Origin of the sequence: Longimicrobium sp., from assembly GCA_036389795.1 — a bacterium.
GTDB lineage: Bacteria > Gemmatimonadota > Gemmatimonadetes > Longimicrobiales > Longimicrobiaceae > Longimicrobium.
Map to the genome: position 1 here is coordinate 13,534 of DASVWD010000126.1, position 26,295 is coordinate 39,828.

The 26,295-nt window shown below is 72.8% G+C and carries 24 protein-coding genes; 3 read left to right on the forward strand and 21 right to left on the reverse strand.

Going from position 1 to position 26,295, the window contains the following annotated elements; translation table 11 throughout:
* Window positions 1–43: 43 nt before the first annotated feature.
* The 11 genes from VF746_16900 to VF746_16950 all read right to left on the reverse strand — a co-directional run bounded on the left by VF746_16900 (window position 44) and on the right by VF746_16950 (window position 11,588).
* The gene (locus tag VF746_16900) at window positions 44–1,045 is read right to left on the reverse strand and encodes a KpsF/GutQ family sugar-phosphate isomerase (protein ID HEX8694102.1); all 1,002 of its coding nucleotides are present in this window, start codon (window positions 1,043–1,045) and stop codon (window positions 44–46) included.
* Complete coding sequence (locus tag VF746_16905) at window positions 1,042–1,614, reverse strand: HAD family hydrolase (protein ID HEX8694103.1); 573 nt, start codon at window positions 1,612–1,614, stop codon at window positions 1,042–1,044. The genes VF746_16900 and VF746_16905 overlap by 4 nt, the downstream gene beginning before the upstream one ends.
* On the reverse strand, window positions 1,607–2,488 hold the full coding sequence (gene kdsA / locus VF746_16910) for a 3-deoxy-8-phosphooctulonate synthase (GenBank protein ID HEX8694104.1): 882 nt from the start codon (window positions 2,486–2,488) through the stop codon (window positions 1,607–1,609). The genes VF746_16905 and kdsA overlap by 8 nt, the downstream gene beginning before the upstream one ends.
* A 205-nt stretch (window positions 2,489–2,693) precedes the next feature.
* On the reverse strand, window positions 2,694–4,394 hold the full coding sequence (locus VF746_16915) for a CTP synthase (GenBank protein HEX8694105.1): 1,701 nt from the start codon (window positions 4,392–4,394) through the stop codon (window positions 2,694–2,696).
* Entirely contained in the window at window positions 4,391–5,179 is a 789-nt protein-coding gene (gene kdsB / locus VF746_16920) for a 3-deoxy-manno-octulosonate cytidylyltransferase (GenBank protein HEX8694106.1), read from the reverse strand. Before kdsB ends, VF746_16915 begins: the two co-directional genes overlap by 4 nt.
* Window positions 5,180–5,665: 486 nt before the next feature.
* On the reverse strand, window positions 5,666–6,808 hold the full coding sequence (locus VF746_16925; GenBank protein HEX8694107.1) for an MFS transporter: 1,143 nt from the start codon (window positions 6,806–6,808) through the stop codon (window positions 5,666–5,668).
* Window positions 6,809–6,887: 79 nt separating this feature from the next.
* The gene (locus VF746_16930) at window positions 6,888–7,334 is read right to left on the reverse strand and encodes a chromate resistance protein ChrB domain-containing protein (GenBank protein HEX8694108.1); all 447 of its coding nucleotides are present in this window, start codon (window positions 7,332–7,334) and stop codon (window positions 6,888–6,890) included.
* Window positions 7,335–7,376: 42 nt separating this feature from the next.
* Window positions 7,377–8,504, reverse strand: a complete 1,128-nt coding sequence (locus tag VF746_16935) for a chromate transporter (GenBank protein HEX8694109.1) — start codon at window positions 8,502–8,504, stop codon at window positions 7,377–7,379.
* A 105-nt stretch (window positions 8,505–8,609) separates the two neighbouring features.
* Window positions 8,610–9,593 carry an ornithine cyclodeaminase family protein gene (locus VF746_16940; protein HEX8694110.1) on the reverse strand — a complete coding sequence of 328 codons (984 nt, stop codon included), beginning with the start codon at window positions 9,591–9,593 and terminating at the stop codon, window positions 8,610–8,612.
* A 62-nt stretch (window positions 9,594–9,655) separates the two neighbouring features.
* Window positions 9,656–10,603: a DUF1259 domain-containing protein gene (locus VF746_16945; protein ID HEX8694111.1), complete on the reverse strand. Its 948-nt coding sequence runs from the start codon at window positions 10,601–10,603 to the stop codon at window positions 9,656–9,658.
* A gap of 55 nt (window positions 10,604–10,658) precedes the next feature.
* Window positions 10,659–11,588 (reverse strand): chromate resistance protein ChrB domain-containing protein, encoded by a 930-nt coding sequence (locus VF746_16950; GenBank protein ID HEX8694112.1) that lies wholly within the window; start codon window positions 11,586–11,588, stop codon window positions 10,659–10,661.
* Between the two features lie 181 nt (window positions 11,589–11,769).
* Between VF746_16950 and VF746_16955 the strand changes: the two genes are divergently transcribed.
* Window positions 11,770–12,768, forward strand: a complete 999-nt coding sequence (locus VF746_16955; protein ID HEX8694113.1) for a GNAT family N-acetyltransferase — start codon at window positions 11,770–11,772, stop codon at window positions 12,766–12,768.
* Window positions 12,769–13,071: 303 nt separating this feature from the next.
* Here the strand turns inward: VF746_16955 and VF746_16960 are convergent, their stop codons facing one another.
* The 3 genes from VF746_16960 to VF746_16970 all read right to left on the reverse strand — a co-directional run bounded on the left by VF746_16960 (window position 13,072) and on the right by VF746_16970 (window position 15,675).
* Complete coding sequence (locus tag VF746_16960; GenBank protein ID HEX8694114.1) at window positions 13,072–13,635, reverse strand: YceI family protein; 564 nt, start codon at window positions 13,633–13,635, stop codon at window positions 13,072–13,074.
* A 334-nt stretch (window positions 13,636–13,969) separates the two neighbouring features.
* Complete coding sequence (locus VF746_16965) at window positions 13,970–14,494, reverse strand: flavin reductase family protein (GenBank protein ID HEX8694115.1); 525 nt, start codon at window positions 14,492–14,494, stop codon at window positions 13,970–13,972.
* Complete coding sequence (locus VF746_16970; protein ID HEX8694116.1) at window positions 14,491–15,675, reverse strand: histidine kinase; 1,185 nt, start codon at window positions 15,673–15,675, stop codon at window positions 14,491–14,493. The genes VF746_16965 and VF746_16970 overlap by 4 nt, the downstream gene beginning before the upstream one ends.
* A gap of 169 nt (window positions 15,676–15,844) precedes the next feature.
* On the opposite strand from VF746_16970, the gene VF746_16975 reads away from it, so the two are divergent.
* Window positions 15,845–16,600, forward strand: a complete 756-nt coding sequence (locus VF746_16975; GenBank protein HEX8694117.1) for a hypothetical protein — start codon at window positions 15,845–15,847, stop codon at window positions 16,598–16,600.
* Between the two features lie 487 nt (window positions 16,601–17,087).
* Here the strand turns inward: VF746_16975 and VF746_16980 are convergent, their stop codons facing one another.
* The 7 genes from VF746_16980 to VF746_17010 form a co-directional block, all read right to left on the reverse strand.
* The gene (locus VF746_16980) at window positions 17,088–18,236 is read right to left on the reverse strand and encodes an ABC transporter permease (GenBank protein HEX8694118.1); all 1,149 of its coding nucleotides are present in this window, start codon (window positions 18,234–18,236) and stop codon (window positions 17,088–17,090) included.
* A gap of 161 nt (window positions 18,237–18,397) precedes the next feature.
* Window positions 18,398–19,501, reverse strand: a complete 1,104-nt coding sequence (locus VF746_16985) for an ABC transporter permease (protein ID HEX8694119.1) — start codon at window positions 19,499–19,501, stop codon at window positions 18,398–18,400.
* On the reverse strand, window positions 19,498–20,277 hold the full coding sequence (locus tag VF746_16990; protein ID HEX8694120.1) for an ABC transporter ATP-binding protein: 780 nt from the start codon (window positions 20,275–20,277) through the stop codon (window positions 19,498–19,500). Before VF746_16990 ends, VF746_16985 begins: the two co-directional genes overlap by 4 nt.
* 250 nt (window positions 20,278–20,527) lie before the next feature.
* Window positions 20,528–21,493, reverse strand: a complete 966-nt coding sequence (locus VF746_16995; GenBank protein ID HEX8694121.1) for an ABC transporter ATP-binding protein — start codon at window positions 21,491–21,493, stop codon at window positions 20,528–20,530.
* The gene (locus VF746_17000; protein ID HEX8694122.1) at window positions 21,490–22,428 is read right to left on the reverse strand and encodes an HlyD family efflux transporter periplasmic adaptor subunit; all 939 of its coding nucleotides are present in this window, start codon (window positions 22,426–22,428) and stop codon (window positions 21,490–21,492) included. Before VF746_17000 ends, VF746_16995 begins: the two co-directional genes overlap by 4 nt.
* A gap of 271 nt (window positions 22,429–22,699) precedes the next feature.
* A complete protein-coding gene (locus VF746_17005) occupies window positions 22,700–23,986 on the reverse strand; it encodes a TolC family protein (protein ID HEX8694123.1) in 1,287 nt (428 codons plus the stop codon).
* The gene (locus VF746_17010; protein ID HEX8694124.1) at window positions 23,983–24,615 is read right to left on the reverse strand and encodes a helix-turn-helix domain-containing protein; all 633 of its coding nucleotides are present in this window, start codon (window positions 24,613–24,615) and stop codon (window positions 23,983–23,985) included. Before VF746_17010 ends, VF746_17005 begins: the two co-directional genes overlap by 4 nt.
* Window positions 24,616–25,057: 442 nt before the next feature.
* On the opposite strand from VF746_17010, the gene VF746_17015 reads away from it, so the two are divergent.
* The gene (locus tag VF746_17015; GenBank protein HEX8694125.1) at window positions 25,058–26,293 is read left to right on the forward strand and encodes an acetyl-CoA C-acetyltransferase; all 1,236 of its coding nucleotides are present in this window, start codon (window positions 25,058–25,060) and stop codon (window positions 26,291–26,293) included.
* Window positions 26,294–26,295 lie beyond the last annotated feature (2 nt).

The following is a 26,295-nucleotide window of genomic DNA, read 5'->3' on the forward strand; positions in this document are numbered from 1 at the left end:
CGTACCCCGTACCTCGTACTCCCGTACTTTCGTACTTCCGTACTCACACCGCGCCCGCGCGCATCAGGTCGTGCAGGTGCACCATCCCCACCACGCGGCGATGGTCGTCGAGCACCGGGAGCGCCATCACGCCGTGCCGCTCCATCAGCCCCACCGCCGCGGCGGCGAGCTGGTCGGGCTCGGCGGTGCGAGGGTCGCGCGTCATGACCTCCGATACGGCGATCCCGAAGAAGTGTTCCTCCCGCTCCATGAGACGGGTGAGATCGCCCGAAGTCACCACGCCCAAAAGCTTTAGCTCCTCGTCCACCACCGCCACCGTCCCGCGCCGCTCGGCCAGCTGCACCACGCACTCGCGCATGGTGGCCGTGGGCGGCAGGAGCGGCAGGTCGCCGGTCAGCATCACGTCGCGCACGGTGAGCAGGAGCCGCCGGCCCAGCGCGCCGCCCGGGTGCAGCCGGGCGAAGTCCTCGCGCCCGAAGCCGCGCCGGAGCAGGAGCGCCACGGCCAGCGCGTCTCCCATCGCCAGCGCCGCCGTGGTCGACGAGGTGGGCGCCAGGTCGTGCGGGCACGCCTCTTCGGCCACCGAGCAGTCGAGCACGAACTCCGCCTGGCGCGCCAGGGACGAGTCGGTGCGTCCGACCATCGCCACCAGCCGCACGCCCATGCGGCCCAGCGGCTCCAGCAGCCCGCGCAGCTCCTCGCTCTCGCCGCTGCGGGAGAGGAGGACGGCCACGTCGCCCGCGCCCACGATCCCCAGGTCGCCGTGCAGCGCCTCCACCGGGTGGAGGAAGGTGGCCGGCGTCCCCGTGGAGGTGAGCGTCGCCGCCACCTTGCGGGCGACGATCCCCGACTTGCCGACGCCGGAGACGATCACCCGCCCGCCGGACTCCAGGATCGCCTCCACCGCGCCGGCGAACGGCTCGCCGATGCGCTCCTCCAGCGCGGCCACGGCCTGGGCCTCCTGGCGGATCACCTTCCGCGCGCGCCGCAGCGCCTCCTCCACGGAGAGGCCACCGACGGGCGCGAAGGCGTCGACCGCCGTCACCGCCCCGCCTCCCGGTCGCGCACGTACGCCTCGACCCGCTCGGCCCACGCGCCCCGCGCGGAGAGGAGCGCCTCCGCGAACTCGCGCACCGCGCCGCGCCCGCCCTCGCGCCGGGCGGCCCAGACGGCGCACGCCCGCGCGTCGCTGGTGGCGTTGCCGACCACCGCCGGGAGCCCCACGCGCCGCAGGATCGCCAGGTCCGGCAGGTCGTCGCCCACGAAGGCGACCTCGTCCCAGCCGATCTCCAGGCGCCCGAGCATCTCCTCGAAGATGCGGAGCTTGGCGGCGCTCGGGTCCTGGTGCACCTCGGTGATCCCCAGCTCCTCGGCGCGCAGCCGCACCGCGTGGCTCTCGCGCCCGGTGACGATGGCGACGGTGATCCCGGCCTCCTGGATCATGCGGATCCCCAGCCCGTCCTGGATGTCGAAGCGCTTCAGCTCCACGCGCTCGCCGGCGTCGGTGGCGCCCAGGTAGATGCCGCCGTCGGTCAGCACCCCGTCCACGTCCAGCGCCACCAGCCGGACGCGCCGCGCCAGCCCGCGCGGGATGCGCTCCGCCGCCTCAGCCACGCGCCTCCTCGACGACGATGGGACCGAGCGCGGCGCGGATCTCCAGCACCTGCTCCAGCAGCGGGCGGAGGCTCGCCAGCGGGAGCATGTTGGTGGTGTCCGACAGCCCCCGCGCCGGCTCGGGGTGCACCTCCAGGAAGAGCGCGTCGGCCCCGGCGGCCGCGGCGGCGCGCACCAGCGCCGGGATGTGCTCGGGGTTGCCGCCGCTCACCCCGGCGCCCTCGCCCGGCCGCTGCACCGAGTGCGTCCCGTCGAACACCGCGGGGACGCCGCACGCGGCGCGGATCTCGGCGAAGGAGCGCATGTCGACCACCAGGTTCCCGTAGCCGAAGAAGGTCCCCCGCTCGGTGACGGAGACCGCGGCCGAGCCGGCCGCGCGCACCTTGTCCACCGCGCCGCGCATCTCCCGCGGCGCCATCCACTGCCCCTTCTTCACGTTCACCGGCCTCCCCGTGGCCCCCGCGGCGACGAGCAGGTCCGTCTGCCGGCAGAGGAAGGCGGGGATCTGGAGCACGTCCACCACCTGGGCGGCGGGCCCGCACTGCGCGGGCTCGTGCACGTCGGTGAGCAGCGGCAGGGCGGTCTCCTCGCGCACCCGCGCCAGCAGCTCCAGCCCGCGCTCCAGCCCCGGCCCCCGCGGCGAGGCGGCGGAGGAGCGGTTCGCCTTGTCGAACGACGCCTTGTAGAGGACCGGCAGCCCCAGGTCGTCCGCCAGCCGCGCGAGCGCCTCGCCGATCTCCAGGTTGAGCCGCTCGCCCTCGAGCACGCACGGCCCCGCGATCAGGAAGAACGGCGCGCCGACGCGGAACAGCTCCGCGACCGATGGCGATGCCTCTATCGACGTCCCCTGCGCCATCTCCACTCCACCCATCATCGTGTCTCGCCGCCCTCCGCGCTGAAGGCGGATGAATCCGCGGCTACAACCACAGGAAGCCTCCCTGCGTAGGCTGCAAGGCGAAGATCATCCTGTTCCAACAACCAATCAGCGAGCCGCGGCGAGCAGTCCGCGAAGGCGGACTTCCTGTCGTTGTCGCCGCGATTTCAATCGCCCGGCAAACCCCGGCAGCCCGGGCCTCTCCTCAATCCCCCGCCACCGCCAGCTCGCGCCGCGCCGGCGGCTGCGCCCCGGCCGACTCCTCCGCCGGCTGCTGGCTCGCGACCGGCCCGCGCCGCGCCACCGCCGCGGCGATGAACGAGGCGAAGAGCGGGTGCGGCTGGTTCGGGCGGCTCTTGAGCTCCGGGTGCGCCTGGGTGGCCACGAACCAGGGGTGGCCGGGCAGCTCGATCATCTCCACCAGGTTGCCGTCGGGCGAGGTGCCGCTCACGCGCATCCCGCGCTCCTCCAGCGTCTCGCGGTAGGCGTTGTTCACCTCGTAGCGGTGCCGGTGCCGCTCGCTGATCTCATGCGAACCGTAGATCTCGGCCGCCTTGGAGCCCGGCGCCAGCCGCGCCGTGTACGCGCCCAGCCGCATGGTCCCGCCCAGGTCCGTCACCTGGCGCTGCGAGTCCATCAGGCAGATCACGGGGTCCGACGTGTCGCGCTCCCACTCGGCCGAGTGCGCCTCGGGGAGCCCGCACACCGAGCGGCTGAACTCGATGATCGCCGTCTGCAGCCCCAGGCAGATGCCGAAGAACGGCAGCCCGTTCTCGCGCGCCCAGCGGATCGCCGAGAGCATCCCCTCCACCCCGCGCACCCCGAAGCCGCCCGGGATCAGGAGCCCGTGGTAGTCGCGCAGCTTCTCGGCGCTCTGCCCGTTCTCGAAGTCTTCCGAGGAGAGCCAGTCGATCTCCACGTGCGCGTCGTTGGCGATGCCGCCGTGCTTGAGCGCCTCGGCCACCGACTTGTAGCTGTCCACCAGCGCCACGTACTTGCCGACGACGGCGATGCGGACGGCGCCGTTGCGCGGGTTCTTGATGCGCTCCACCAGGCGCCGCCACTCGGCCAGGTCGGGGCGCTCGGTCTCCAGCCCCAGCTTGGCGGCGATCAGCTCGTCCAGCCGCTGGCGGTGGTAGTCGAGCGGCACCTCGTAGATGGTGGACGCGTCGCGCGCCTCGATCACCGCCGCCACGTCCACGTTGCAGAAGAGCGCGATCTTGCGCCGCATCTCGGGACTGACGGCGTGCTCGGCGCGGCAGATCAGCACGTCGGGCTGGATCCCGATCTCCATCAGCTCGCGCACCGAGTGCTGCGTGGGCTTGGTCTTGAGCTCCCCCGCCGCGGCGATGTAGGGGATCAGCGTCAGGTGCACGAACAGCGTGTGCTCGCGCCCCACCTCCTGCCGGTACTGGCGGATCGCCTCCAGGAACGGGAGGCTCTCGATGTCGCCCACCGTGCCGCCGATCTCGGTGATCACCACGTCGTGGTTGGGCGCCAGCCGGCGGATGGCCCCCTTGATGGCGTCGGTGATGTGCGGGATCACCTGCACGGTGGCGCCCAGGTACTCGCCCCGCCGCTCGCGGGTGATCACGTCCTGGTAGATCCGCCCCGTGGTGATGCTGTTGGCCTGGGAGAGCGATTCGCCCACGAAGCGCTCGTAGTGGCCCAGGTCCAGGTCCGTCTCCGCCCCGTCGTCGGTGACGAACACCTCGCCGTGCTGGAAGGGTGAGAGCGTGCCGGGGTCGACGTTGATGTAGGGGTCGAACTTCTGGATCGTCACCCTCAGGCCCCGCTCCACCAGCAGCCGCCCGATGGAGGCCGCGGCGATCCCCTTCCCCAGCGACGAGACCACGCCGCCGGTGACGAAGATGTACTTGGTGGGCGCCGTGTTCAGGGCGGTCATGGGAGGGCTCTCTCCAGGGTGGGGGTGTCGGTCCGGCGTCGACTGAGGATGATGCGCTCCGCGCGCGCCGCGTCGGCCGGGGTGTCGACCCCGCCCTCGGCCGGCTCTCCCACCGCCACGCCGATCTTCACCCCGGCGGCCAGCGGGCGCAGCTGCTCCAGCTTCTCGATGCGCTCCAGCTCGCCCTCGGGGAGCGACACCCAGCGCAGGAGCGCGTTGCGGGTATAAGCGTAGACGCCGACGTGGCGCAGGTACGCCCCGCCGGCGAAGTCGGGCTCCGCGTCGCGCGGGTGCGGCACGGGGGCGCGAGTGAACAGCAGCGCGCCCCCGTCGCTCCCCCGCACCACCTTCACCACCGCCGGCTCGCGCCACTCCCCGGCCGAGGCGATGGGGGTGGCGACGGTGCCCACCTCCCACCCCTCGTCCCGCACCAGCCGTATGGCCGCCTCCAGGTGATCGGTGCGCACGAACGGCTCGTCGCCCTGCACGTTCACGATCACCGCGAAATCGCGCCACTCCGGCCGCCGCGCCACCTCGGCCACCCGGTCGGTCCCCGAGGGGTGGTCGGCGCGCGTGAGTACGACGGTGGCGCCGAAGGCCCGGGCGGCCTCTGCGACCTCCGGGCTGTCGGTGGCGACCACCACGGCGCCGAATACACCGCTCTCCACGGCGCGACGCCAGACCCACTCCACGAGCGGTCTGCCGGCGATGGGGTGGAGCGGCTTGCGGGGGAGTCGGGACGAGCCGAGACGGGCCGGGATGACACCGAGGACCCGGGTGCTCATCGGCCCACACGGGGGGCGGAAGCGGCGGGGGAGGCTGCAATAATCACGCCATCCAACCTAGCGTGGCGGAGGGCGTTTGTCAAAGAGGGAGATGCGGAAGCCGCGGAGGGCTCCTGTCAAGGGGGTTCAGGCGAGGTTCTCTCGTGCTCCGGCGGGACTCGCGCGGCGGCGGGGATGCCGCCCCCTCCCCCCGCCCTCCCCCGCTGCGCGGGAGAGGGAGCCTTTCTTCGCATCGCGCAGCCTCTCGGCCGCACGCGGTTCGCTCCCGTAGGGGCGAGGCATGCCTCGACCGGTGGGGCCAGGCTCGTGCGCGGCAGGCGGGCTTCTGCGCGGATGCTGTCTATGCTCGGACTCGCATGCTCGCCCCTACGAAACACCGGTCGTTTCGCGCGCTGTTCTCCCTCTCCCGCCCGCTCCTGCGGGCGGGGGAGGGCCGGGGAGGGGGCATCCCCGGCGGCCTCCACGCCACCGCCGTCGAAGCGAGGCTCAGATCCCCTCGTCCCGCAGGTGCCGCTCGTCGACGGTGAGCGCGAAGACGAGGGTCCCGGCGAGGCCGATGGCGGCGGCGACGTGGAAGGGGAGCGACGGGTCGTGCTTCCAGAGCAGCCCGCCCACCAGCGCGGCGGGGGTGATGGCGAGGCTGCGGACCAGGTAGTAGAGGCCCACCGTGCGGGCGCGGTACGCGGGCTCGGCCAGGTCCACGATCAGCGCCTTGCGCGACGGCTCGCCGATCTCGCGCAGGCCGCCGACCACGAAGGCGAGCAGGAGCGCCCCGAAGCCGCGCGACGAGGCGACGGCGAGCGGGAAGGCGGAGAAGGCCAGGAAGGTGAGGACCACGAACGGCTTCTGCCCCGTGCGCTCGGCGAAGCGCGCGGCGGGGAGGTAGGAGAGGATCGCCACGCCCATCTGCACGGCGATCAGCAGACCGTACTGGGGGGCGGAGACGCGGGCGACGTCCATCGCCCAGAGCACCAGGAAGACGTCGACCATCCCCTCGCACGTGCGCACCAGGATGTCCGAGACGAGCAGCCGGCGGAGCGGCCCCGGGAGCGAGCGCCAGACATCGCGCAGGCGCGCCCGCGAGGACTCGGCCGGGAGCGGGATGCGCATGCGCGAGAGCGAGGCGAGCGTGAGCGCCGCCAGCGCGAGCGTCACCAGCAGCCCCACGCGCACGCCCCCGCGCACCCCGTACGCGGCGATGGCGAGTCCGCCGAGGGTCGGCGCGGCGGCGATCGGCACGCGGCGCAGCACCGACTGCACGGCGAAGCCCACCGCGCGCCTCCCCCGCGGCAGCGCGTCGCCCACCACCGCGAAGAGGGCGGGGCTCGCCATGCTCGACCACGCCATCGAGAAGACGAGCCCGGCGAACACCCACGGCCACGACGGCGCCAGCCAGAAGAGGAGGTACCCCGCCGCCGCCGCGCCGACGAAGAGGAGGAGCGCGCGGCGGCGGCCCCAGCGGTCGGCCGCCCACCCGCCCGGGTACTGGTAGACGCCGTCCAGGAAGTCGCGCGCGGTGCCGTAGAGCCCGATGGCCAGCACCGGAGCGCCGAGCGCGGCCAGGTACTTGGGGATGAAGCGCTTCCAGAGGTCTTCGCCCAGCCCCATCAGGAAGACGGCGCCGGCCACCGCCGCGGTGTCGCGGTCCAGCCCCAGCCCGCGCGCCAGCCGGGCGCGCCGCCCGCCCGGGAGCGCGGCGGCCCCGGACTCAGGCGGCGGCGCCGGAATGCTCCACCTGCCGCCGGCACCAGGCGTAGAGGGCGTCGTACATCGGGCTCTCCAGCCGGATCTTCTCGTGGTCGTCCTCGCCGTGCAGCTCGGCGAAGCCGTAGGCGATGGCCCGCAGCCCGTGCGCCTGGGCGGGAGAGGCCGGCAGGTCGGCCGGGATGTCGGCGCCGTGCACGATCTTCCCCAGCAGCGCGAGCGCCGGGTCGTCCAGCCGGTACTTCACCAGGATCGACTCGAAGCTGCAGCGGCCGTCCACGTGCCCCAGCTCCACGCCGGCCATGTCGTAGGGGATGCCGTCGGTGACGGCGGCCGGGTCGGTGTCGCGCGGCACGTACACGAACTCGGCGTCGGGGTCCACGAAGCGCCGGATCAGCCACGGGCAGGCGATCCGGTCCACGTTGGCGTTCCTGCGGGTCACCCAGCGCACGCCTCCCTCCTCGATTCCAGGGGACGGGGAGCACCCGGGGCGCTAACCGCGCACCAGCGGGTGGACGACGAGCCCCACGAGCGCGGCCGCCAGCACGACCAGCGGCTCCGGGACCTTCTTCCGCCAGAGCAGCACGAGCACGACGGCCGCGATCAGCACGGTCGGCAGGTCGACCACCGAGCGGCGCCCGAGCACCACCACCGCCCCGCTGATGGCGCCGATGGCGGCGGCCGTCACCCCGTCCACGAAGGCCGCAATGCCGGGGCGCTTGCCGTGCCGCTTGAAGTACGGGGCCGGGAGGATGGTGAGGACGTAGGCGGGGAGGAAGGTGGCGAGCGCCGCCACCGAGGCGCCGGCGAGCCCCGCCAGCAGGTAGCCGATGAAGCCGGTGGTGATCACCACCGGCCCGGGCGTGATGAGCGCCACCGCCACGGCGTCGAGGAACTGGTGGTCGGTGAGCCACCCGCGCTCCTTCACCAGCCCGCCGTAGAGGAAGGGGACGATGGCCAGCCCGCTGCCGAAGACGAACGACCCCGCGTACAGGAAGAAGCCGAAGATCCGCCCCAGCATCCCGGCGTCCGCGCCCGCGCCGGCCGCCGCGAGCGGGGCGGCCGGCGCTGCGAACGCGGCGAGCCGGCCACCCGTCATCCGCCAGGTGCGGGGTGGCGCTCTCACCAGCCACACCACCACGCCGGCCGCCAGGAAGAGCCAGACGATCTCGGACTCGGTGACGACCGTCACCGCGGCGGAGACCAGGTAGACCGCCCAGCGCAGCCGGTCGCGGCCGATGGAGCTGCGGGTGAGCTTGTAGGCGCTGTGGGCGATGATCCCGATCACCGCCGCGCCCACCGAGTAGAAGACGGCCTGCACCCAGGCGAGCCCGCCGTACGCCACGTACGCCCACCCGAGCGCGACCACCATCAGGAACGAGGGGAGGACGAAGGCGAGGCTCACCAGCGTGGCGCCCGGCACCCCGTAATGCACGTAGCCCAGGTACGTCGCCAGCTGCGCCGCGAGCGGCCCGGGCGCGAGCTGGGAGAGCGCGAGCCCGTCGCGGTACTCGTCGGCGGGGATCCACCGGCGCTCCTCCACCAGGTCGCGCCGCATGTACTCGATCAGCGCCACCGGCCCGCCGAACCCGATGGCGCCCAGCCGCAGGAAGTATCTCACCAGCTCCCAAAGCGAGTACGGTACCGGGGCGGCCGGCGGCGCGGTGGTCTCTGCCGGCGTTCTCTCAGCCCCGGCCACGCTCATCGACATTCCTCGCGGCCGGCATCAGCCGAACGCCAGGGACCGCGCCGAACCGCCGGCGGCAGCCCCCTCGTAGACCACCGCCGCCGCCGCGACGTCCTGCAGCGCGATGCCGGTGGAGTCGAAGACGGTGATCTCGTCGTCGTCGATCCGCCCCGGCCGCAGCCCCGCCACCACCTCCCCGAGGTCGGCGTGGACATCCGCGAGGGTGAGCGCTCCCGCCTGCAGCGCGTGGTGCAGGTCACCCATGCGAGCGCACTGGTCGCGCAGGTCCGTGACCACGCGCGCCCGGGCCAGGAGCGCCGGGTGCAGCTCCCGCTTGGCCTCGCTGTCCACCCCCACGCCGGCCACGAACGTGCCCGGTCCCACGTCGCCCGGTCCCAGCACGAACTCGCGCGCCGTGGTACAGGTGACGACCACGTCGGCCCCCCGTGCGGCCGAGCCCGCGTCCGACCGGGCCACCACCTCGATCCCCAGCTCGGCCGCCATCTCCCGGCAGAACGCCCGGGCGCGTTCCGGGTGGAGGTCGAACGCCGCCACCCGGCGAAGCGGCAGCACGGCCGCCAGCGCACGCAGCTGGTGGCGGCCCTGCACCCCGCACCCGATCACCGCGGCCACCGTGGCGCCGGCCCGGGCCAGGACGCGCGCGGCGGCCGCGGTGGCGGCGGCCGTGCGGAGCGCCGTCAGCTCCATGGTGTCGATCACGGCGAGCACGCGGCCGTCGCTCCCGTCGCAGAGCATCACCAGCCCCTGGACGGTGGGCAGTCCCCGCCCGGCGTTCACGGGGAAGTTGCCGTTGAGCTTCCCCGCGAAGTACACCCGGTCGCCCCAGGCCAGCAGCCCCGCCTTTCCGTGAAAGGCCCCGCCTTCGGCGTGAACCGCCAGCGTGGCCGGCGGCTGCGCCTTTCCTTCACCCAGCTGGCGGAAGGCGGCCTCCACGGCGTCGATGCAGCGGGACAGCGGCAGCAGCCGGACGACGTCGGAGCGGGTGAGCAGGAGGGTCTCCATGACGAAAGCCTCTCGCGGTACCGATGAAGGACGGCGGTGAGCGATGGCGCAGCCCGCCAGCCTCATCGCGATTCCACCGGGGCGGAACGGGTACGGTCGAGCGCCGCGCGGAGGCCGCGGGCCAGCGCCGCCGCGTCGTCGACGGCCCAGAAGTGCATGAAGAAGAGGCGCGGGCTCTCGTCGGTCAGGTGGTTGTGGAGGGCGACCACCTGGATGCCGTGCTCGCGGAGCGCCCGGATCACGGGGTCCACCTCGTCCGCCGTCATGACGAAGTCCCCCGCGACGGCGGCCCGGCCTCCGCCGGTCGGCTGGAAGTTGATCGCGGTGGCGACTCCCATGGACGGGGGCACCTCCACGCCGTGCGAGCGGATCGTCTCCGCGCGCGGGACGCTCACCTGGTAGACGCCCCCGCTCACCCGGCCGCCGTGCCCCAGGACGCGGCGGATCGCGGCGGAGTCCAGGGGGAACGGCTCGGCGGGCGCGCTCGCGGCGGGGCGCTCGGGCGGGGTGCGGGTGAGCGCGAGTGCGGCGCGCACCGCCCCCGCGACGGCCACGGGGTCGCCCGCGGCGTGCACGTGCGTCCACCAGACCGCGGGCGACTCGTCCAGCAGGTGCTTGTGGATCGCCGTCTGCCCGACGCCTCCCTGCTGCAGGCGCGAGATCACGGGGCCCATCTCCGCTTCCGCCAGCACCAGGTCGCCCATGGCCACCACGCGGCCGCCGCCCGCCGGCCGCATGGCGATCCACGAGCCGAGCGCGAGCGCCGGGCGGACGCGCACGCCGCGGGAGGTGACGGCCAGGTCGCCGCGCGGCATCGCCCAGCGGCGGACGCCGCCCGGCATCGCGGTCCCCGTGCGCCCCAGCGCGGCGTCCACCGCGCGCCAGTCGACGCTGTCCGGTGCGGCGGTGCCTCCCGTCGTCTGCCCGCGCGCGGGCGAAGGGGCCGAGGCGGACGCCGCCGCCGTTCCCAGGAGCGCCGCGAGGGCGATCCACCGCAGGTTCCCGCGCATCCTCCATCCTCCCGCAGACCAGGTTTCCCACGTGCGGCTCCGGGGCGGAGCCGCGTCACGCCCCCCGGAAGCTCTCGTACAGGTCGTCGAGCAGGGCCGCGCCGCGCGCCAGCCGCGTGTCGTCGTCCCCGTGGGCGCGGGCGATGCCGTCAATCAGCCGCCCGACGCCCGGCGCTTCCGGCCGTCCGAACTTCCCGTCCTTCAGGTCGACGTCGTGCACGATCTCGGCGATCGCCCGGAGCGCCGGGTCGTCCAGCCCCAGGCGGTCCAGGAGGACCTCGAAGGTGCAGCGGTCGCCCTCGTGCGTGAGCTCGCCCTCGAACATGTCGAAGCGCACCTCGCCCTCCGCGGGCCGGTGCCGGCGGCCGGAGACGAAGCGGAAGCGCGCGTCCGGGTCCACCCGGCGGCGGACGAGCCACGCGGTGGCGATGCGGTCCACGTGCACGTCCCTGCGGGTGACCCACGTCTTCCCCCGCAGCTGGTCGGCGGCCACGGACGCGCCCGCCGCGCGGCCCGCCGGCTCCTCCAGCGCGGCCACGGCGGCCTCCGCCTCGCGCCGGCCGGGCGCGGCGAAGAAGTCGATCGCGACGGTTTCCCGCAGGCGCCGCTTGAGCATCTCCACCTCCGTCGTCGAACGTGCCCCGGGCTCCGTGCCCGCGCGGGCCCCGGCGAGGGCGCGGGCCTCCTCCGCCAGCCGCGCGTAGTCCGCGCCGCGTGCCTCGCGGAAGAGGGCCTCCACCTCTTCGTCCGAGAGCCCGCCGGCCAGGGCGGCCTCGCAGAGCACCGCGTCTCCGCCGCCGTCGGTGATCTCCCGCAGCACCCACGCGAAGTCCTCGCGCGCCTCGTCGGTGGCGGGGAGCACGTAGACGGAGTTCTTCACCGCCACCGCCCCCAGCCGCTGCAGCCGGCGCCACACCTTCACCCGGAACGAGCTGGGCTGGGGCGGGATCTGGTGGATGAGCAGCAGCCAGCGCGGAGATTCCATGTTTCTCCCGTAGGTGTTGCAATCTATGTAACAGTCGTTTCAGGCAGGGTCAAGGCTCTCGTCTGGAGGGATGGATCGGGCCCGGTGGAACGATCCTGAAACCCGGGACGCGGTAGATGCGTCATGGGGGGCCGTCTTCACCATCCCATTCGATTGCGGTTGGACAATCCGGAGGGAGAGCATGCTTTTCTCAATCCGTCCCCTGCGCGACGAGGAGTACGAGGCCGCGGCCGCGCTCTGCGGCTTCGCCGATCCGGGCCACGGGCGCACCGCCGACGGCTGGCGCCGCGAGGACCAGGGCGCTTACAACTCCGTGGGTGAGGTGCGCCGCTGGGCGGCCGTGGGCGGCGCCGGCGGGATCGTGGGGTACGCGGCACTCTGGCGGGTGCGGGACGGCAAGTTCCGCTTCGACGCGCTGGTCCACCCCGACGCCCGCGGGCGCGGCATCGGCGGCGCGCTCTTCGGCGCCGTGCTCGACGCGGCGGAGGAGGCCGGCGCCGCGACGCTCCAGGGGCGCGCGTGGGACGACGACCCCGGCTCGCTCGCCTTCCTGCGCCGCCGCGGCTTCCACGAGGTGCACCGGATGGTGGAGCTGCGGCTGGACCTGGCCGCGGCCGACCTCTCGCCCTTCGCCGCGCTCCCGGAGCGGCTGGCGGCCGAGGGCTTTCGCTTCCGCACCTTCGAGCAGGCGCAGGCCGAGGACGCCGACTTCTGGGCGAAGCTGACCGCGCTGCAGAACGCCGCCGCGGCCGACTGGCCCGACCCCGATCCGGGCGGGCCGTTCGTCGCCATGAGCGAGGAGAAGGCGCGCGGCTTCTTCGCCGGGTTCCGCGCGCTCCCGGGCGGGTTCTTCGTCGCGGACGAGGGTGGGCGCTACGCCGGCTACAGCGGCGCCGGCCTCGACGAGCACGCTCCGGCCGGGCACGCCGGCTCCGGCCCCACGGCGGTGCACCCCGCCTATCGCGGGCGCGGCCTGGCGACGGCGCTCAAGTACCTCGGCCTCGCGGAGGCGCGGCGGCAGGGCTACACCGTCGCCGTCAGCCAGTCCGCCAACCCGGCGATGGTGCGCGTCAACGAGAAGCTGGGCTTCCGCCGCGACCGCGCCGAGGTGCGCCTGGTCCTTCCCGTGGCGAGCGGGAGCCGGGCGGAGGAGCGCCGCGCCGCGCTGGCGTCGGCGTAGAGGGTGTTCCACACCGGCTGATCGAGCCCACCCGGGGAGATGTCATCCTGAGGGCGCCGCGCTGGTCCCCGTATCTGCGCGGATGTACGGGCGCCCGAAGGATCTATGGGCAGCCTCGCACCGGGGCCGGCATCCCTCGCGATGCGACCCATAGATCCTTCGGAAGCGTCCGACCGTCCGTGCACAGGTGACGGTCGCGCGGACGCTTCCTCAGGATGACATCGTTTTGCTCGCGGACCTTGAAAAAGGGGACCGGCGCACCAGGCACCGGTCCCCCTCTTCGTCCCTCCGACCTCCAGGAGGTCACGCCTTCACGGCCTGCACCTCGAGCGAGATCTTGATCTCGTTGCCCACCAGGATCCCTCCCGTCTCCAGCGCCTGGTTCCAGGTGAGCCCGAAGTCGCGCCGGTCCACCTTCGTGGTGGCGCCGAAGCTCACGCGCTCGCCGCCCCACGGATCCCGGCCGCGCCCCTCGTAGGTGGCCTCGAGCACCACCTCGCGGGTGACGCCGCGGATGGTCAGGTCGCCGGTCACGCGGAAGGTGTCGCCCGGCGCGCCGGCCGCGCCCTCGACCCGGCGGCTGCGGAAGGTGATGGCCGGGAAGCTCTCCACGTCCAGGAAGTCCGCCGAGCGCAGGTGCGCGTCGCGCTGGTCCACGCCCGTGGTCAGGCTCGCCGCGCCGATCTCCACCTCGGCCGAGGAGCCGTCCGGGTTCTGCTCGTCGATCACGAGGGTGCCCTTCACGTCGTTCAGGCGCCCCTTCACCGTCGTGATCATCATGTGCTTGGCCGAGAACTCCACCAGCGTGTGCGCCGCGTCGATCGACCAGGTGGTCTTCGTCCCGGCGGCCGGAGCGATCGTCGTCATCTTCATCCTCCCTCGTGCGTTTACCGTTCAGACAACTTTCAAGTACTAAGATAATGATTGGTGACGTGACGTCAAGGGCTCCCGCAAGGAAAACCTCGCGACGAGCCAAAAACATTGTCATCCTGAGGGCGCATGCGCTGAACTCGATGCCGCATAAGAGGTTGCGCGCCCGAAGGATCTGCGGGTGGAGATCGAGCGAGAGCCAGGCTGACGTGCGAGCCCCGTCCGCAGATCCTTCAGTCGCCGCCGGCATCCGTGTGCTTGAGGGTTCTGCGCGACGGCTCCTTCAGGATGACAGCGCTGGTTCTGGAGCCACAAAACACCTTCCCAGAAGTCAGGGGAGCTCGCGGTAGGCGCGGCGGTGGTAGAGGAGCGGGGGAGCCTCGGGGCCGAAGACGACGCGCTCCACCCGGCCCACCACGATGCGGTGGTCGCCGCCCGGGTACGCCTCCCAGAGCGAGCAGACCAGCGTGGCGAGCGCGCCGGCGAGCACCGGGTCGCCCGCGTCGTCGGCGAAGAGCTCCGCGCCGGGCGGGAGCTTCTCGGCGAGGTCGGCCGCGATGCGCTTCTGATCCCCCGCCAGGAGGCCCACGGTGAAGCGTCCGGCGTCTTCCAGCGAGGGGAGGATCCCCGCGTGCTCGCCGACGCAGGCCAGCACCAGCGGCGGGCGCAGCGACACCGAGGCGAAGGCGCTCACGGTGAGCGCCACCACCTCGTCCTCGTCGCGCACCGCCACCACGGCCACGCCGCTGGGCCACAGCGAGAGCGCCTCGCGGAAGTCCGCCGCCAGGGCGGGGTCGCCGGGCCCCGGCTCGTCGGCGCGGGTGCGGATGGTGGGGACGATCGGGCGGGGGCTCATGCGCTCTCCCGGCTCCAGGGCCCGGCGTCGTCCGGGACGCCGTTTCCCCCCTCGCCGTCGACGCTCGGACCGGGGTGCCCGGCGGGGACCAGGGGAAGGCGCAGGCGGACGCGGACGCCGCCGCCGGGGAAGCCGTCCACCTGGAGCGAGTGGGCGCCCCGGTAGACCTGCTCCAGGCGCGAGCGCACGTTCGAGAGGCCCACGCCCACCGCGTCGGGCGTCCACCCCGGCGGCAGCCCGCGCCCGGTGTCGCGCACCTCCAGCGCGAGCGTGGCCCCGTCTTCCACCCGGGCGGCGATCTCCACCCGCCCGCCGGCCACCGTCTGCGCGATGCCGTGGCGAACGGCGTTCTCCACCAGCGGCTGCAGCAGGAGGTGCGGCACCACCGCCTCGCGCGCCCCGGGCTCCACGTCCACCGACACCTGCAGCCGCTCGCCGAAGCGCGCCTGCTCGATCTCCAGGTACAGCTGCACGAACTCCAACTCCTCGTGGAGGGTGACGAACGGCGCGCCGGAGCGGCGCAGCACGCGGCGCAGCAGCTCGCCCAGGCGCGCCAGCATGCGGTCGGCCGCCTCGACGTCGCGGTGCATGAGCGCCGAGATGGAGTTGAAGGCGTTGAAGAGGAAGTGCGGATGGAGCTGCGCCTGCAGCGCCTGCAGGCGGGCCTGCGCCAGCTCGCTCTCCAGGCGGCTCACCGCCAGCTCGCGCGCCTGCGACCCGCCCGAGTAGGCGATGGTGAAGCCCAGCCCCAGGAACCCCGCCGTCACCAGGAACTCGCCGGGCACCCCCATCATCAGCATGTGCGCGGAGAAGGGCGCGCCGAAGAGCCGGTGCAGCGCCCCCAGGTACAGCAGCCGCGCCAGGGCCAGCACCGTGGCCGCCGCCACGATGGCCACCGTCACGCGCGGCCAGGTGAGCCGCCGCTCCAGCACCGCGGCGGCCAGGGTGTAGCAGACCACGGCCAGCAGCGCCGCCTGCACCAGGTCCGACGAGGCCAGGAGGAGGGTGGCCGCGGGGTGCCGCTCCGAGAGCGCGTTGGGCGTGAGCGAGTGGAGGAGCCCCTGGACGGTCCAGGAGAGGAAGAAGACCATCCACAGCACGGGCGACGCGAGCGGCAGCCGGGGCCTGGCGGGCCGCTCCGCCCGCCGCGGCCCGGGGGAAACTCGCGCTGGCGACGCCACGGCAGGCTCCCGGGTGGATGGACGCGCGCCCCGCGTGCCGGGGGCGGGAGGAACTCCGGCGAACCCTCGGGCGTACGTCCGGCGTCAACCCGCCCGAGGGGTGCTGCCCTCCAAACTCGCAGTCCCGCCTCCGTTCGGCCAGACACCCGCCTTCCGAGGACGGTCCCCCATGTTCCCGCCGACCTACTACGTGCAGACCGCGGGCACCTTCGCCATGCTGGGGCTGGGGATCGCCGGGCTGGCGGCGGCGGCCCGCGCGGAAGGAGCGCCGCCCAAGCACCGGCTGGGGTGGCGCGCCACCGGGCAGGTGTTCCTGGCGGCGGGGATCGGGCGGATCGTCCAGAGCGCGGGCGGGGGGGCCGCGCTGCTGGGCGGCCAGGGCTCGGCGGCGTGGGACAGCTACCTGGTGTGGGCGCCGGGGGTGAACTACGGGCGGCAGCTCTCGCTCTGCATCCTGGGCGCGTTCCTCCTGCTGCTGGCCGTGCGCCCCGCCGACGCCGCGCCGCTCCGGAGCGGGCGCGTGTGGCTCCTCCTGCTGCTGGGGTACGCGGTGGGGATGGCCGCGGGGCTCGTGGAGGGGCCGATGGGGGCGCGGCACTTCCGCAACTTCGCGATGCTGAACGCCGCGCCGCTGCTGGTGCTGATGGCGGGCTTCGCCGTGGCGGCGGTGGCCGACGCGATCGACCGGCTGCTGGCGCTGGCGCTGGTGGTGAACACGGCGGTGCTCCCGCTCTACTCGCTCTGGCTGTCGTGGAACATGCAGTCCGGCGGCCGCTCGGCGCCCACGCCCTTCCAGTACCAGAGCTACTACCTGCTCTTCTCGCTGATGGCGCTCGCCATCGGGGCGCGCCGCTGGCACCTGGCCCGCCGGGGCGTGCCCGTCCCCGGGCTCTTCTCCCCTCTCCTGCGGGATGCGCGGACCTAGCACAGGCGCCCTCGTACCGAATCGGCGAAAGACTTTTCTCACGCAGAGTCAGCAGAGCCGGCAGAGGTGTTTCTCCGCTGACTCTGCTGACTCTGCGTGACACCAAATCCGAAAGACCCGTTGGTGTTTGCTGTCATTCTGAGGCCCGGCCACACCGAACCAGCATCTGCACGGATCGTCGCAGGGCCGAAGAATCTTCTCACCCTGGCAGGTGGGCTGGGCGCGGTAGCGACACGGATGCCGTTTGCCCTCATCCACCCGTTGTTCACCCGGATTTGGTATGAGGCCCCGCTGTTTTCCGGTTCAATGTCATCCGATTTCCAGGATGGTTCTGAGTGGATTCTGATCCTCCAGCGAACGGCGAAAAGCCTCACACGGAGTTAACGGAGTCAACAGAGAACCCCGCAGTTCTCCGTTAACTCCGTTTCCTCCGTGTGAGACATTCAGTCATGGATGTCGACCCCGAACGATCCTCTGCAAAATGGTATCACGCGCTCGTCTTCGAGTACTGCCGCACGGCGAGCAGGAAGACGACGGACGCGTAGGCGACCAGGGTGAAGAAGGGGCGCTGGATGGCGGCGAAGCCGGCGCCCTTGACCAGGACGGCGCGCATGATGGCGACGAAGTGCTTCACCGGGTTGAGCTCGGACAGCGCCTGCACCCAGCCGGGCATGCTGTCCACGGGGGTGAAGATCCCGCCCAGCAGCAGGTAGACCACCAGGATGAAGAAGGTGACGAACATCGCCTGCTGCTGCGTCTCGGCCAGGGTGGAGATCCACAGCCCGATCCCCAGCGCCGCCACCAGGTACACGGCCGTCACCGCGAAGACGAGCAGCAGGCTGCCGCGCATGGGGACGTGGAAGACGAGCCGCGCCAGCGCGAGCCCCAGCGCCAGCTCCACCAGCGCCAGGAGCCAGAAGGGGAGCAGCTTGCCGGCGATGAACTGCGCGCGGGTGACGGGGGTGACGTTGAGCTGCTCCAGCGTCCCCATCTCCTTCTCGCGGGCGATGTTCTGCGCCGTGAGCAGCGTGCCGACGATGGTCACCAGCGCCACCAGGATCCCCGGCACCATGTAGTCGCGGTAGTCCAGCTCCGGGTTGTACCAGCCCCGGCTCCTCACCTCGATCCGCGCCCGCCCGGGCACGGGCGGCGGCTCGCCCGCGCGGACGCTCCGGAAGCCCGGCCTCAGCTCCACCCCCAGCTCCCCCGCGTACGCGGTGAGGATGCGCGCGCCGTACGCCCGCGTGATCCCCGCCGCGGCGCCCTCTTCCGCGTTCAGCACCAGCTGCACGGGGGCCGTGCCGGTGCGCACCAGGTCGCGCTCGAAGTTCGGCGGCACCTGGAGCACCATCGTGGCCCGGCGCGCCAGCAGGTCGCGGTCGCCGGCTTTCGGCGAGGCGGAGTAGCCGGCGATGACGAAGTGCCCCGAGGCGGCGAAGTGCGACACCAGCTCGCGCGAGGTGCGGGTGCGGTCCAGGTCCACCACGTGCACGCGGGTGTCCTTCACCTCGAAGGTGGCCGCGTTGGCGAGCACCAGCAGCTGGATGATGGGGATCGCGAACACCTGGAACACCGTCGCCCGGTCGCGGAAGACGTGCAGGTACTCCTTGCGGACCAGGAAGAGGATCGTGCGCATCGGGGCGTCGGGTTCTGGGGCTGAATCCGGTTCTTACCGCAAGTCCTTAGTTTTTTAGTGCTTAGTCCTTAGTTGTCTCGCCGCTGGGCACTAAGGACTAAGCACTAAGGACTAAGCACTAACACACTAAGCACTTAGCACTCAGCACTTCGCACTTCCCTTCATTCCAGCCTCACCCTGAAGTTCCGCACCGCCGCGGCGAGGAGCAGCAGCGTCATCCCCGCCAGGATCAGCGTCTCCTGCCACAGGTACTCGAGCCCCACGCCCTTCAGCATGATCCCCCGCGCCACCAGCACGAACCACTTGGCGGGGATCACGTTGGAGAGCCACTGCAGCACCTTCGGCAGGCTCTCCACCGGGAAGACGAAGCCGGAGAGCATCAGCGTCGGCATCATCAGCCCCGCCAGCGCGCCCATCATCGCCACGCGCTGCGAGCTGGTGCGGGTGGAGATCAGCACCCCGATCGAGAGCGCGGTGAGGCTGTAGAGGAGGCACTCGGCCAGCAGCAGCGCCACGCTCCCGCGCACGGGGACGCCGAACACCAGCCGCGCCACCAGGAGCGCCGTCAGCGCGTTGACGAAGGCGAGCGCCAGGTACGGCAGCACCTTGCCGACGATGATCTGCGGGGGCCTGAGCGGCGAGACGAGCAGCACCTCCATCGTCCCCATCTCCTTCTCGCGGGTGAGCGAGATGGAGGTCATCAGCGCGGAGACCAGGGTGAGCACGAAGGCGATGAGGCCGGGGACGAAGAGGTACGCGCTCTCCAGCGTGGGGTTGAAGCGCATCCGCACCTGCGGGACGATGCGCACGCCCGCGCCCGACGCCTGCAGCTCGCGCTGGTACTCGTCGATCACCCCCGCGGCGTACGCCTGCATGGTGCTCCCCGTGTTGGGGTCCGCCGCGTCGGTGAGCAGCTGCACGCGCGCCGGCTCGCCGCGGGCCAGCCGCTCGCCGAAGCCGGGCGGGAAGACCACCGCCTGCCGCGCGGCGCCGCGCTGGAACATCCCGTCCAGCGGCCCCGGCGTGGGGAGCACCGCCACGATGCGGAAGAGGCCAGTCGCGGCCAGCCGGTTCCTCAGCTCCAGCGTGGCGTAGTCCGGCTCCGGGTCGACGACGGCGAGGCGCACGTCGTCCACGTCGGTGCGCACCGCGTAGCCGAAGAGGAGCACCTGCACCAGCGGCATCATCAGCAGGATCACGAGCGTCCTGCGGTCGCGGAGGATGTGGTACGCCTCCTTGCGCACGAACCCCCGGAACGCGCTCACGCCGTCCTCCCCGCCGCACCGTTCGGCGACGGCGCGCCGTCCCCGTTCGCGGGCCGGGCGAGGCGGACGAAGACCTCGTCGACGGAGCCGGCGCGGAACTGCTCCTTCAGCTCGTCCGGCGTCCCCAGCGCGGCGATGCGGCCGGCCACCATGATGGAGACGCGGTCGCAGTACTCGGCCTCGTCCATGTAGTGCGTGGTGACGAACACCGTCGTCCCCCGCGACGCCGTCTCGTAGATCATCTCCCAGAACTGCCGGCGGGTGATGGGGTCCACGCCGCCGGTGGGCTCGTCGAGGAAGACGATGCGCGGCTCGTGCAGCAGGGCCACCGAGAAGGCGAGCTTCTGCTTCCACCCCAGCGGGATGCGCCCCACCCGCTCGCCGCCCGCGTGCCGGAAGCCGAGCCGCTCCAGCATCGCCTCCGTGCGGTCGCGGATCTGCCGGTCGGTGAGGCCGTAGATGCCGCCGAAGAGGGCGATGTTCTCGCGCACGGTGAGGTCTTCGTACAGCGAGAAGCGCTGGCTCATGTAGCCGATGCTGCGCTTGATGCGGTCGGCCCCGGTGTAGACGTCGTGCCCGGCGACGCTCGCCGTGCCGCCCGTGGGCGCCAGGAGGCCGGTGAGCATGCGGATGGCCGTGGTCTTCCCCGCCCCGTTGGCGCCCAGGAAGCCGAACACCTCGCCCGCGCGCACGTCGAAGGTGACGGCGTCCACGGCCGTGAACGCGCCGAACCGCCGGGTCAGCTCCCGCGCCTCGATCACCGTTTCGTCAGTCATGTCGACAGCCTGGTGTTCATCGTCCTTCCCCCAATGCTGTCATCCTGAGGGAGCCGCTGCGCCAAGGCCTCGGAATGCGCGGATGCCTGGCGGCGACTGAAGGATCTGCGGGCTGCATTCGAGCGTGAGCCGGGCTGACGTGCGAGTCCCCGTCCGCAGATCCTTCGGGCGCACAAGCGATTGTGCGGACGCAGGTTACGCGCATGCGCCCTCAGGATGACAGCGTTGGCGGGAGACCGGACCCAGTCGCTCACGCCGCCTCCTCGCCGTCGGCGGCGCCCATCAGCGCCATGAAGCTGTCCTCGATGTCGGCCCCGATGGGGGCGACCTCGATCTCCCGGAAGCCCTCGCGCGCGAGGTAGTCCCGCAACCCGGCCCGGATATCCTCGCGCTCCGCGTCCGTCCGCGCGTCGGTGTAGTGGACGTCGGCGCCGAAGGGGTAGACCGAGTGGGCGTGCGGGTAGGCGCGGAGCGTCAGGATCAGCCGGTAGCGCTCGCCCGCGCGCACGGCGAAGAGCGGCCGCTCGTAGCGCGCGGTGATGGCCGCGGGGGTGTCGATGCCCAGGATGCGGCCCTTCTGCACCAGCGCCACGCGGTCGCAGCGGTCGGCCTCGTCCATGTAGGGGGTGGAGACGACGATGGTGAGGCCGCCGGCCTTCAGCTCTCCCAGCAGGTCCCAGAACTCGCGCCGCGAGACGGCGTCGACGCCCGTGGTCGGCTCGTCCAGGAAGAGGATGTCGGGGCGGTGGACCAGCGCGCAGGAGAGGGCCAGCTTCTGCTTCATCCCCCCCGAGAGCGCCCCCGCCCGGCGACCGCGGAAGGGCTCGATCTGCCGGTAGATCGGGGCGATCAGCTCGTACTGCGCCTCCAGGGTGGTGCCGAAGACGGAGGCGAAGAAGCGCAGGTTCTCCTCCACCGTCAGGTCGGGGTAGAGCGAGAAGCGCCCCGGCATGTAGCCCACGCGCGCCCTGAGCGCCCACATGTCGCGCACGCAGTCGAGCCCCAGCACGCGCGCCTCGCCGGCATCGGGCACCAGCAGGGTGGTGAGGATGCGGAAGAGCGTGGTCTTCCCCGCCCCGTCCGGCCCGATGAAGCCGAACAGCTCCCCCGGCCGCACCTCGAACGAGATCCCGTCCAGCGCGGCGACGTCGCCGAAGCGCTTCGCCAGCCCGCGCACGGCGACGGCGGACCCGGCCGGACCGGGCTCGCCCGTCATGGCCGGCGCCCCGGCGCGGGAGTCTCCAGCGCCGTCCGCTTCCGCTCGCCGCCGTCGGGGAAGTCGACCTCGCCGGGCATGCCGATCTTCAGCAGGCCGTCGCGGTTGGCGACGCGCACCTGGATGGCGTAGACCAGGCCGGTGCGCTCCTCGCGCGTCTGGATCGGCGTGGGGGTGAACTCGGCCTCGGGGGCGATCCAGCTCACCACGCCGGGGAGCGCGCGCAGCTCGCCCTCGCCCGCGTCCACGTTCACCTGCACGCGCTGGCCGATGCGCACCCGCGGGAGCTGATCGCCGCTCACGTAGGCGCGCAGCACCATCACGTCCAGGTCGGCTACCTTGTACAGCGGCTGCCCCGGCTGCACGAACTCGCCGCCCTCGGCGTAGGTGGCGAGCACCGTCCCCGCCGTGGGGTTGGTGATGGCGGTCTTGCGGATCTGCTCGTCGACCTGGCGGATGCGCGCCTCGGCGCCGCCCACCTCCTCGCGCGCGGTGCCGGTGGTGGCGCGCGCGGCGGCGATGCGCTCCTCCAGCACGCGCACCTCGCCCCGCGCGCGGTCCAGCTGCTGCGCGGTGGCCGCCTCGTCGCGGAAGAGGCGGAGCGTGCGCGCGTACTCGCTGCGCGCGGTGGCGAGCTGCGCCTGGAGCACGCCGATCTGCGCGCCGGCCTCGCTGGTGCGCGTCTCGGCCGCGCCGCGGCGGGAGAGCAACTCCTCGCGCTGGAGGGCCAGGACCACGGTGTCGATCTGGCCCACCACGCTCCCGGCGGCCAGGCGGTCGCCCTGGTCGGGGTCGAAGCGGACGAGCCGCCCGCCGGCCTCGGCCGAGACGACCACCTCCGTCGCCTCGAAGTTGCCGTACGCGTCCGGCTCGTCCTCGCCGCACGCCGCCAGCGCGAGCAGGGCGATGCAGGCCAGGTGGGATATCGCCTTCATGATTTCTCGATCTCGAGAGATGTCATCCTGAGGAAGCGCCCGCGCGCAACTCGCCTCCGCACCGATGGTCAGGGCGCTTCCGAAGGATCTACTTGTTAAGACCCGGCACGCAGCATCTACTCACCCCAGAACGAGGCCAGTCCGGTGCGCTCAGCCACCCACGCGCGGTGGTGAGTAGATTCTTCGGTCGCCCGCAAGCTCTTGTGAACGCAGAAGATCCGCGCACGGGCTCCCTCAGAATGACAATCATCAGAGATGATTGGATCGCTCTTCATCGCAGCTCCACTCCCAGCGTGGTGAGGTAGCGGGCCCGGGCGCGGGCGAGCTCCACACGGTGGCGCTGGCGGGCGAGGCGCGCCTCGAAGACGTCGGTGCGGACGTCGACGTACTGGTCGGCGGTGATCACGCGCTCCTCGAACTGGCGGCGCGCCTGCCGCTCCACCTGCTCGCGGAGCGTGATGATCCGCTCGTCGCTCTCCAGCGCCGCCTCCAGCCGCTCCATCGCCGCCAGCTCGTCCTGGACCTGGCGCTCCAGCCGCGCGGTGAACGCCGCCTCCTCGGTGGCCGCCACCTGCTGCTGCACGCGCAGCAGCTCCCGCTCGCGCCGGTCGGTGCCCCACGTCCACGGCTGCCACTGGGCGCGGATCCCCACCATCCAGAAGTCGTTCACCCCGTCGTCGAAGAGGAGGAACGGCCCCGGGCGGCCCAGCCCCAGCTGCCCGAACGCCTGCACCTGCGGGCGCGTGCGCGCGGCCACCACGCCGGCCTCGCGCCGCAGCCGCTCGCGCGTGCGCTCGAAGCGCGCATACTCGGGCCGGTCGCGCACGCCGGCCGCGCCCCCCGCCGCCCGCACGCGCGCCACCGCGCCGCCCAGCGCGGGGAGAGCCAGCACGTCGCCCTCGCCGGCGGGGCGGCCGGTGAGCTCGGCGAGGACGGCCAGGGCGGCCCGGCGGTCGGCGGCGGCCTCGGCGCGCAGCTGGCGGGCGCGCAGCAGCTCGGCCTGCACGGCGGCCGTGTCGCCGGGGAGCGCGGCGCCCGCGCGGACGCCGGAGCGCACCGTGGCGAGGCGCGCCTCCAGGTCCTCGATCAGCGCGCCGACTTCGGCCTGGCGCTCCTGGAGGAGGAAGGCGGCGAAGAACGCCTCGGTCACCTCCTCGCGCAGGGCGAAGAGGGCCGCGCGCACCCCGGCCTGCTCCTCGGCCAGCCGCGCCCGCTCCACCTCGCGCCGCCGGCCGATGGCGCCGCCGTCGTAGACGAGCTGGTCGACATTGAGGGCGGCCTGGTAGCGGCTCCTGGGCGGCTCGGGGGCCTGCACGCCGGGGAGCCGGATCGGGATCGTGGTCACGTCGGACTGGCGGGTCCCCTCGCCGCGCAGGGCGAGCTGGGGGAGCCGCTGGGCGCCCAGGTTGCCCAGGCGCAGCCCGGCGGCGGCCTCCTGCAGCGCGAGCTGGGCGGCGCGCGGGTCGCGGGCCAGGGCGGCGTCCTGCAGCTCGGGCAGGCGGAGCGTGTCGGGCGCCGGAAGGGTGGCGAGCAGCAGCGCGAGCGTCGCGGCGGTCATGGGCGCAGCGCGTCGAGGAGGAAGTCGGCCAGCCACCCCCGCCGCTCCAGGACGAAGGCGCGCCAGCGCTCGTCGTCCATCCCCAGCAGCATCCCCATCATCGGCCGGGCGACGAAGGGGAAGAGGATCAGCGAGAGGAGGTTGACCAGGAACTGCTCGGCGTCGGTGGGCCGGAGCCGGCCTCCCTGCGCCGCCGCGTCGAGCTGCGCCTGCAGCGCGCCGATCGGCGGGCGGCCGCGGCCCTCGAGGACGCGGCGGATGAGGTCGGGGTTGAAGTTGGCCTCGCCCAGCACGTAGCCGGGGAGGTAGGGGCGCTCCAGCATGAAGTCGGTCTCCACCTCCACCACCTCCCGCACCTTCTCCTCGAGCGGGGCGGCGGAGCCCAGGACCTGGAAGATGCGCGGGAGGAGCTGCCCGGCCGCGCGCCCGAAGACCGCCTCGGCCAGGCGCTCCTTGCTGCGGAAGTAGTAGTGCAGCAGCGCCTTGTTCACCCCCGCCTCGTCGGCGATCTCCTGCATGCGGGCGCCGTGCGTCCCCCGCCGCGTGAACACCGCGTGCGCGGCGGCCAGGATGCGGTTCTCGGTGTCGGCGTCCAGCGCCGGGGCGGGGGGAGAAGCGTCTTCGACCATCGCTCAACCAGGGGGTTTATCCGTATGGTTAAACCAGAATACCAATGCGCTGCCGGTCGCGCAAGCCCAACATTTGTAGGGAAGGAAGCAGCTCGCTCCGAATCTCCCCCCGGATATGTCATTCCGAGTGGAGCCCGTGCGCTGGACCTGCGTCCGCACCGCCGCCGGCCGGGCTCCCGAGGAATCTACCCGCGGCGGCCACCAGGCCGGACTCGTGCGGAGAGCCGGCCACCGGGCGAGGTGAGTAGATTCCTCGGGCGCCGCATGGCTTCGGCGCGATCGCGGCTTCGATGATGTGGCGCCGCTCGGAATGACATCCCTTCCCCTGGTCGGCCGGACACAGCGTTCGAACACCCGTTCGCTTGCGCGGGAGGTTATCTTTGCATAGGATGAGACCGATCGGTCTCGTGCTGTCCGCTACGCTTCTGAAGGGAGGCTCAAGATGCCCGGGGGATACATCATCGACGCGGTGCGGACGCCGCGGGGGAAGGGGAAGAAGGGGAAGGGCGCGCTCACGGAGATCCACCCGCAGGAGCTGCTGGCGCAGACGCTCGAGCGCCTGGTCGGGCGGACGGGGATCGAGCGCGCCGAGGTGGACGACGTGGTGGTGGGCGTGGTGAGCCAGGTGGGCGAGCAGGGCGGCAACCTGGCCCGCAACGCGGTGCTGGCGGCGGGGTGGCCGCTGCACGTGTCGGGCGTCTCGCTCAACCGCTTCTGCGGCTCGGGGCTGCAGGCGGTCAACTTCGCCGCCATGGGCGTGATGAGCGGCGCGCAGGACCTGGTGGTGGGCGGCGGCGTGGAGAGCATGTCGCGCGTGCCGATGGGCTCCGACGGCGCCGGGCCCGACGGGCAGAACCCCCTGCTGCGCGCCAGGCACTTCCAGGTGCCGCAGGGGATCAGCGCCGACCTGATCGCCACGCTGGAGGGCTTCACCCGCGAGGAGCTGGACCGCTTCGCCCTGCAGTCGCAGCAGAAGGCGGCCGAGGCGCAGCGCGAGTGCCGCTTCTCGCGCTCGCTCTTCCCCGTCGTGGACCCGGCCACCGGGGCGGTGGCGCTGGAGAAGGACGAGTACCTCCGCCCCGACACCACGCAGGAGGGGCTGGCGCAGCTGCAGCCCGCGTTCGCCGAGCTGGGCGCCAAGCCGGTGGGGCCGAACGGGGAGACGATGGACGAGATGGCGCTCGGGATCTACCCGCAGGCGGGCGAGATCCGGCACCTGCACACGGCCGGCAACTCCAGCGGCATCGTGGACGGCGCGGCGGCGGTGCTGCTGGCGTCGGAGGCCTACGTGCGGAGCCGCGGCCTGAAGCCCCGCGCGCGCATCCGCGCCGTGGCCACGCACGGCGAGGAGCCGCTCATCATGCTCACCGCCCCCGCCGAGACCGCGCGCAAGGCGCTGCGCAGGGCGGGGATGGACGTGGCCGACATCGACCTGTGGGAGATCAACGAGGCGTTCGCCACCGTGCCGCTGCAGACGATCCGGCGCCTCGGCATCGACCCGGCGAAGGTGAACGTGAACGGCGGCGCCATCGCGCTCGGGCACCCGCTGGGCGCCACGGGGGCCATGCTGCTGGGCACGGCGCTGGACGAGCTGGAGCGGCGCGGGCTCGGCACCGCGCTGGTCACGCTCTGCATCGCGGGCGGGCAGGGCGTGGCGACGATCATCGAGCGCGTCTGAGG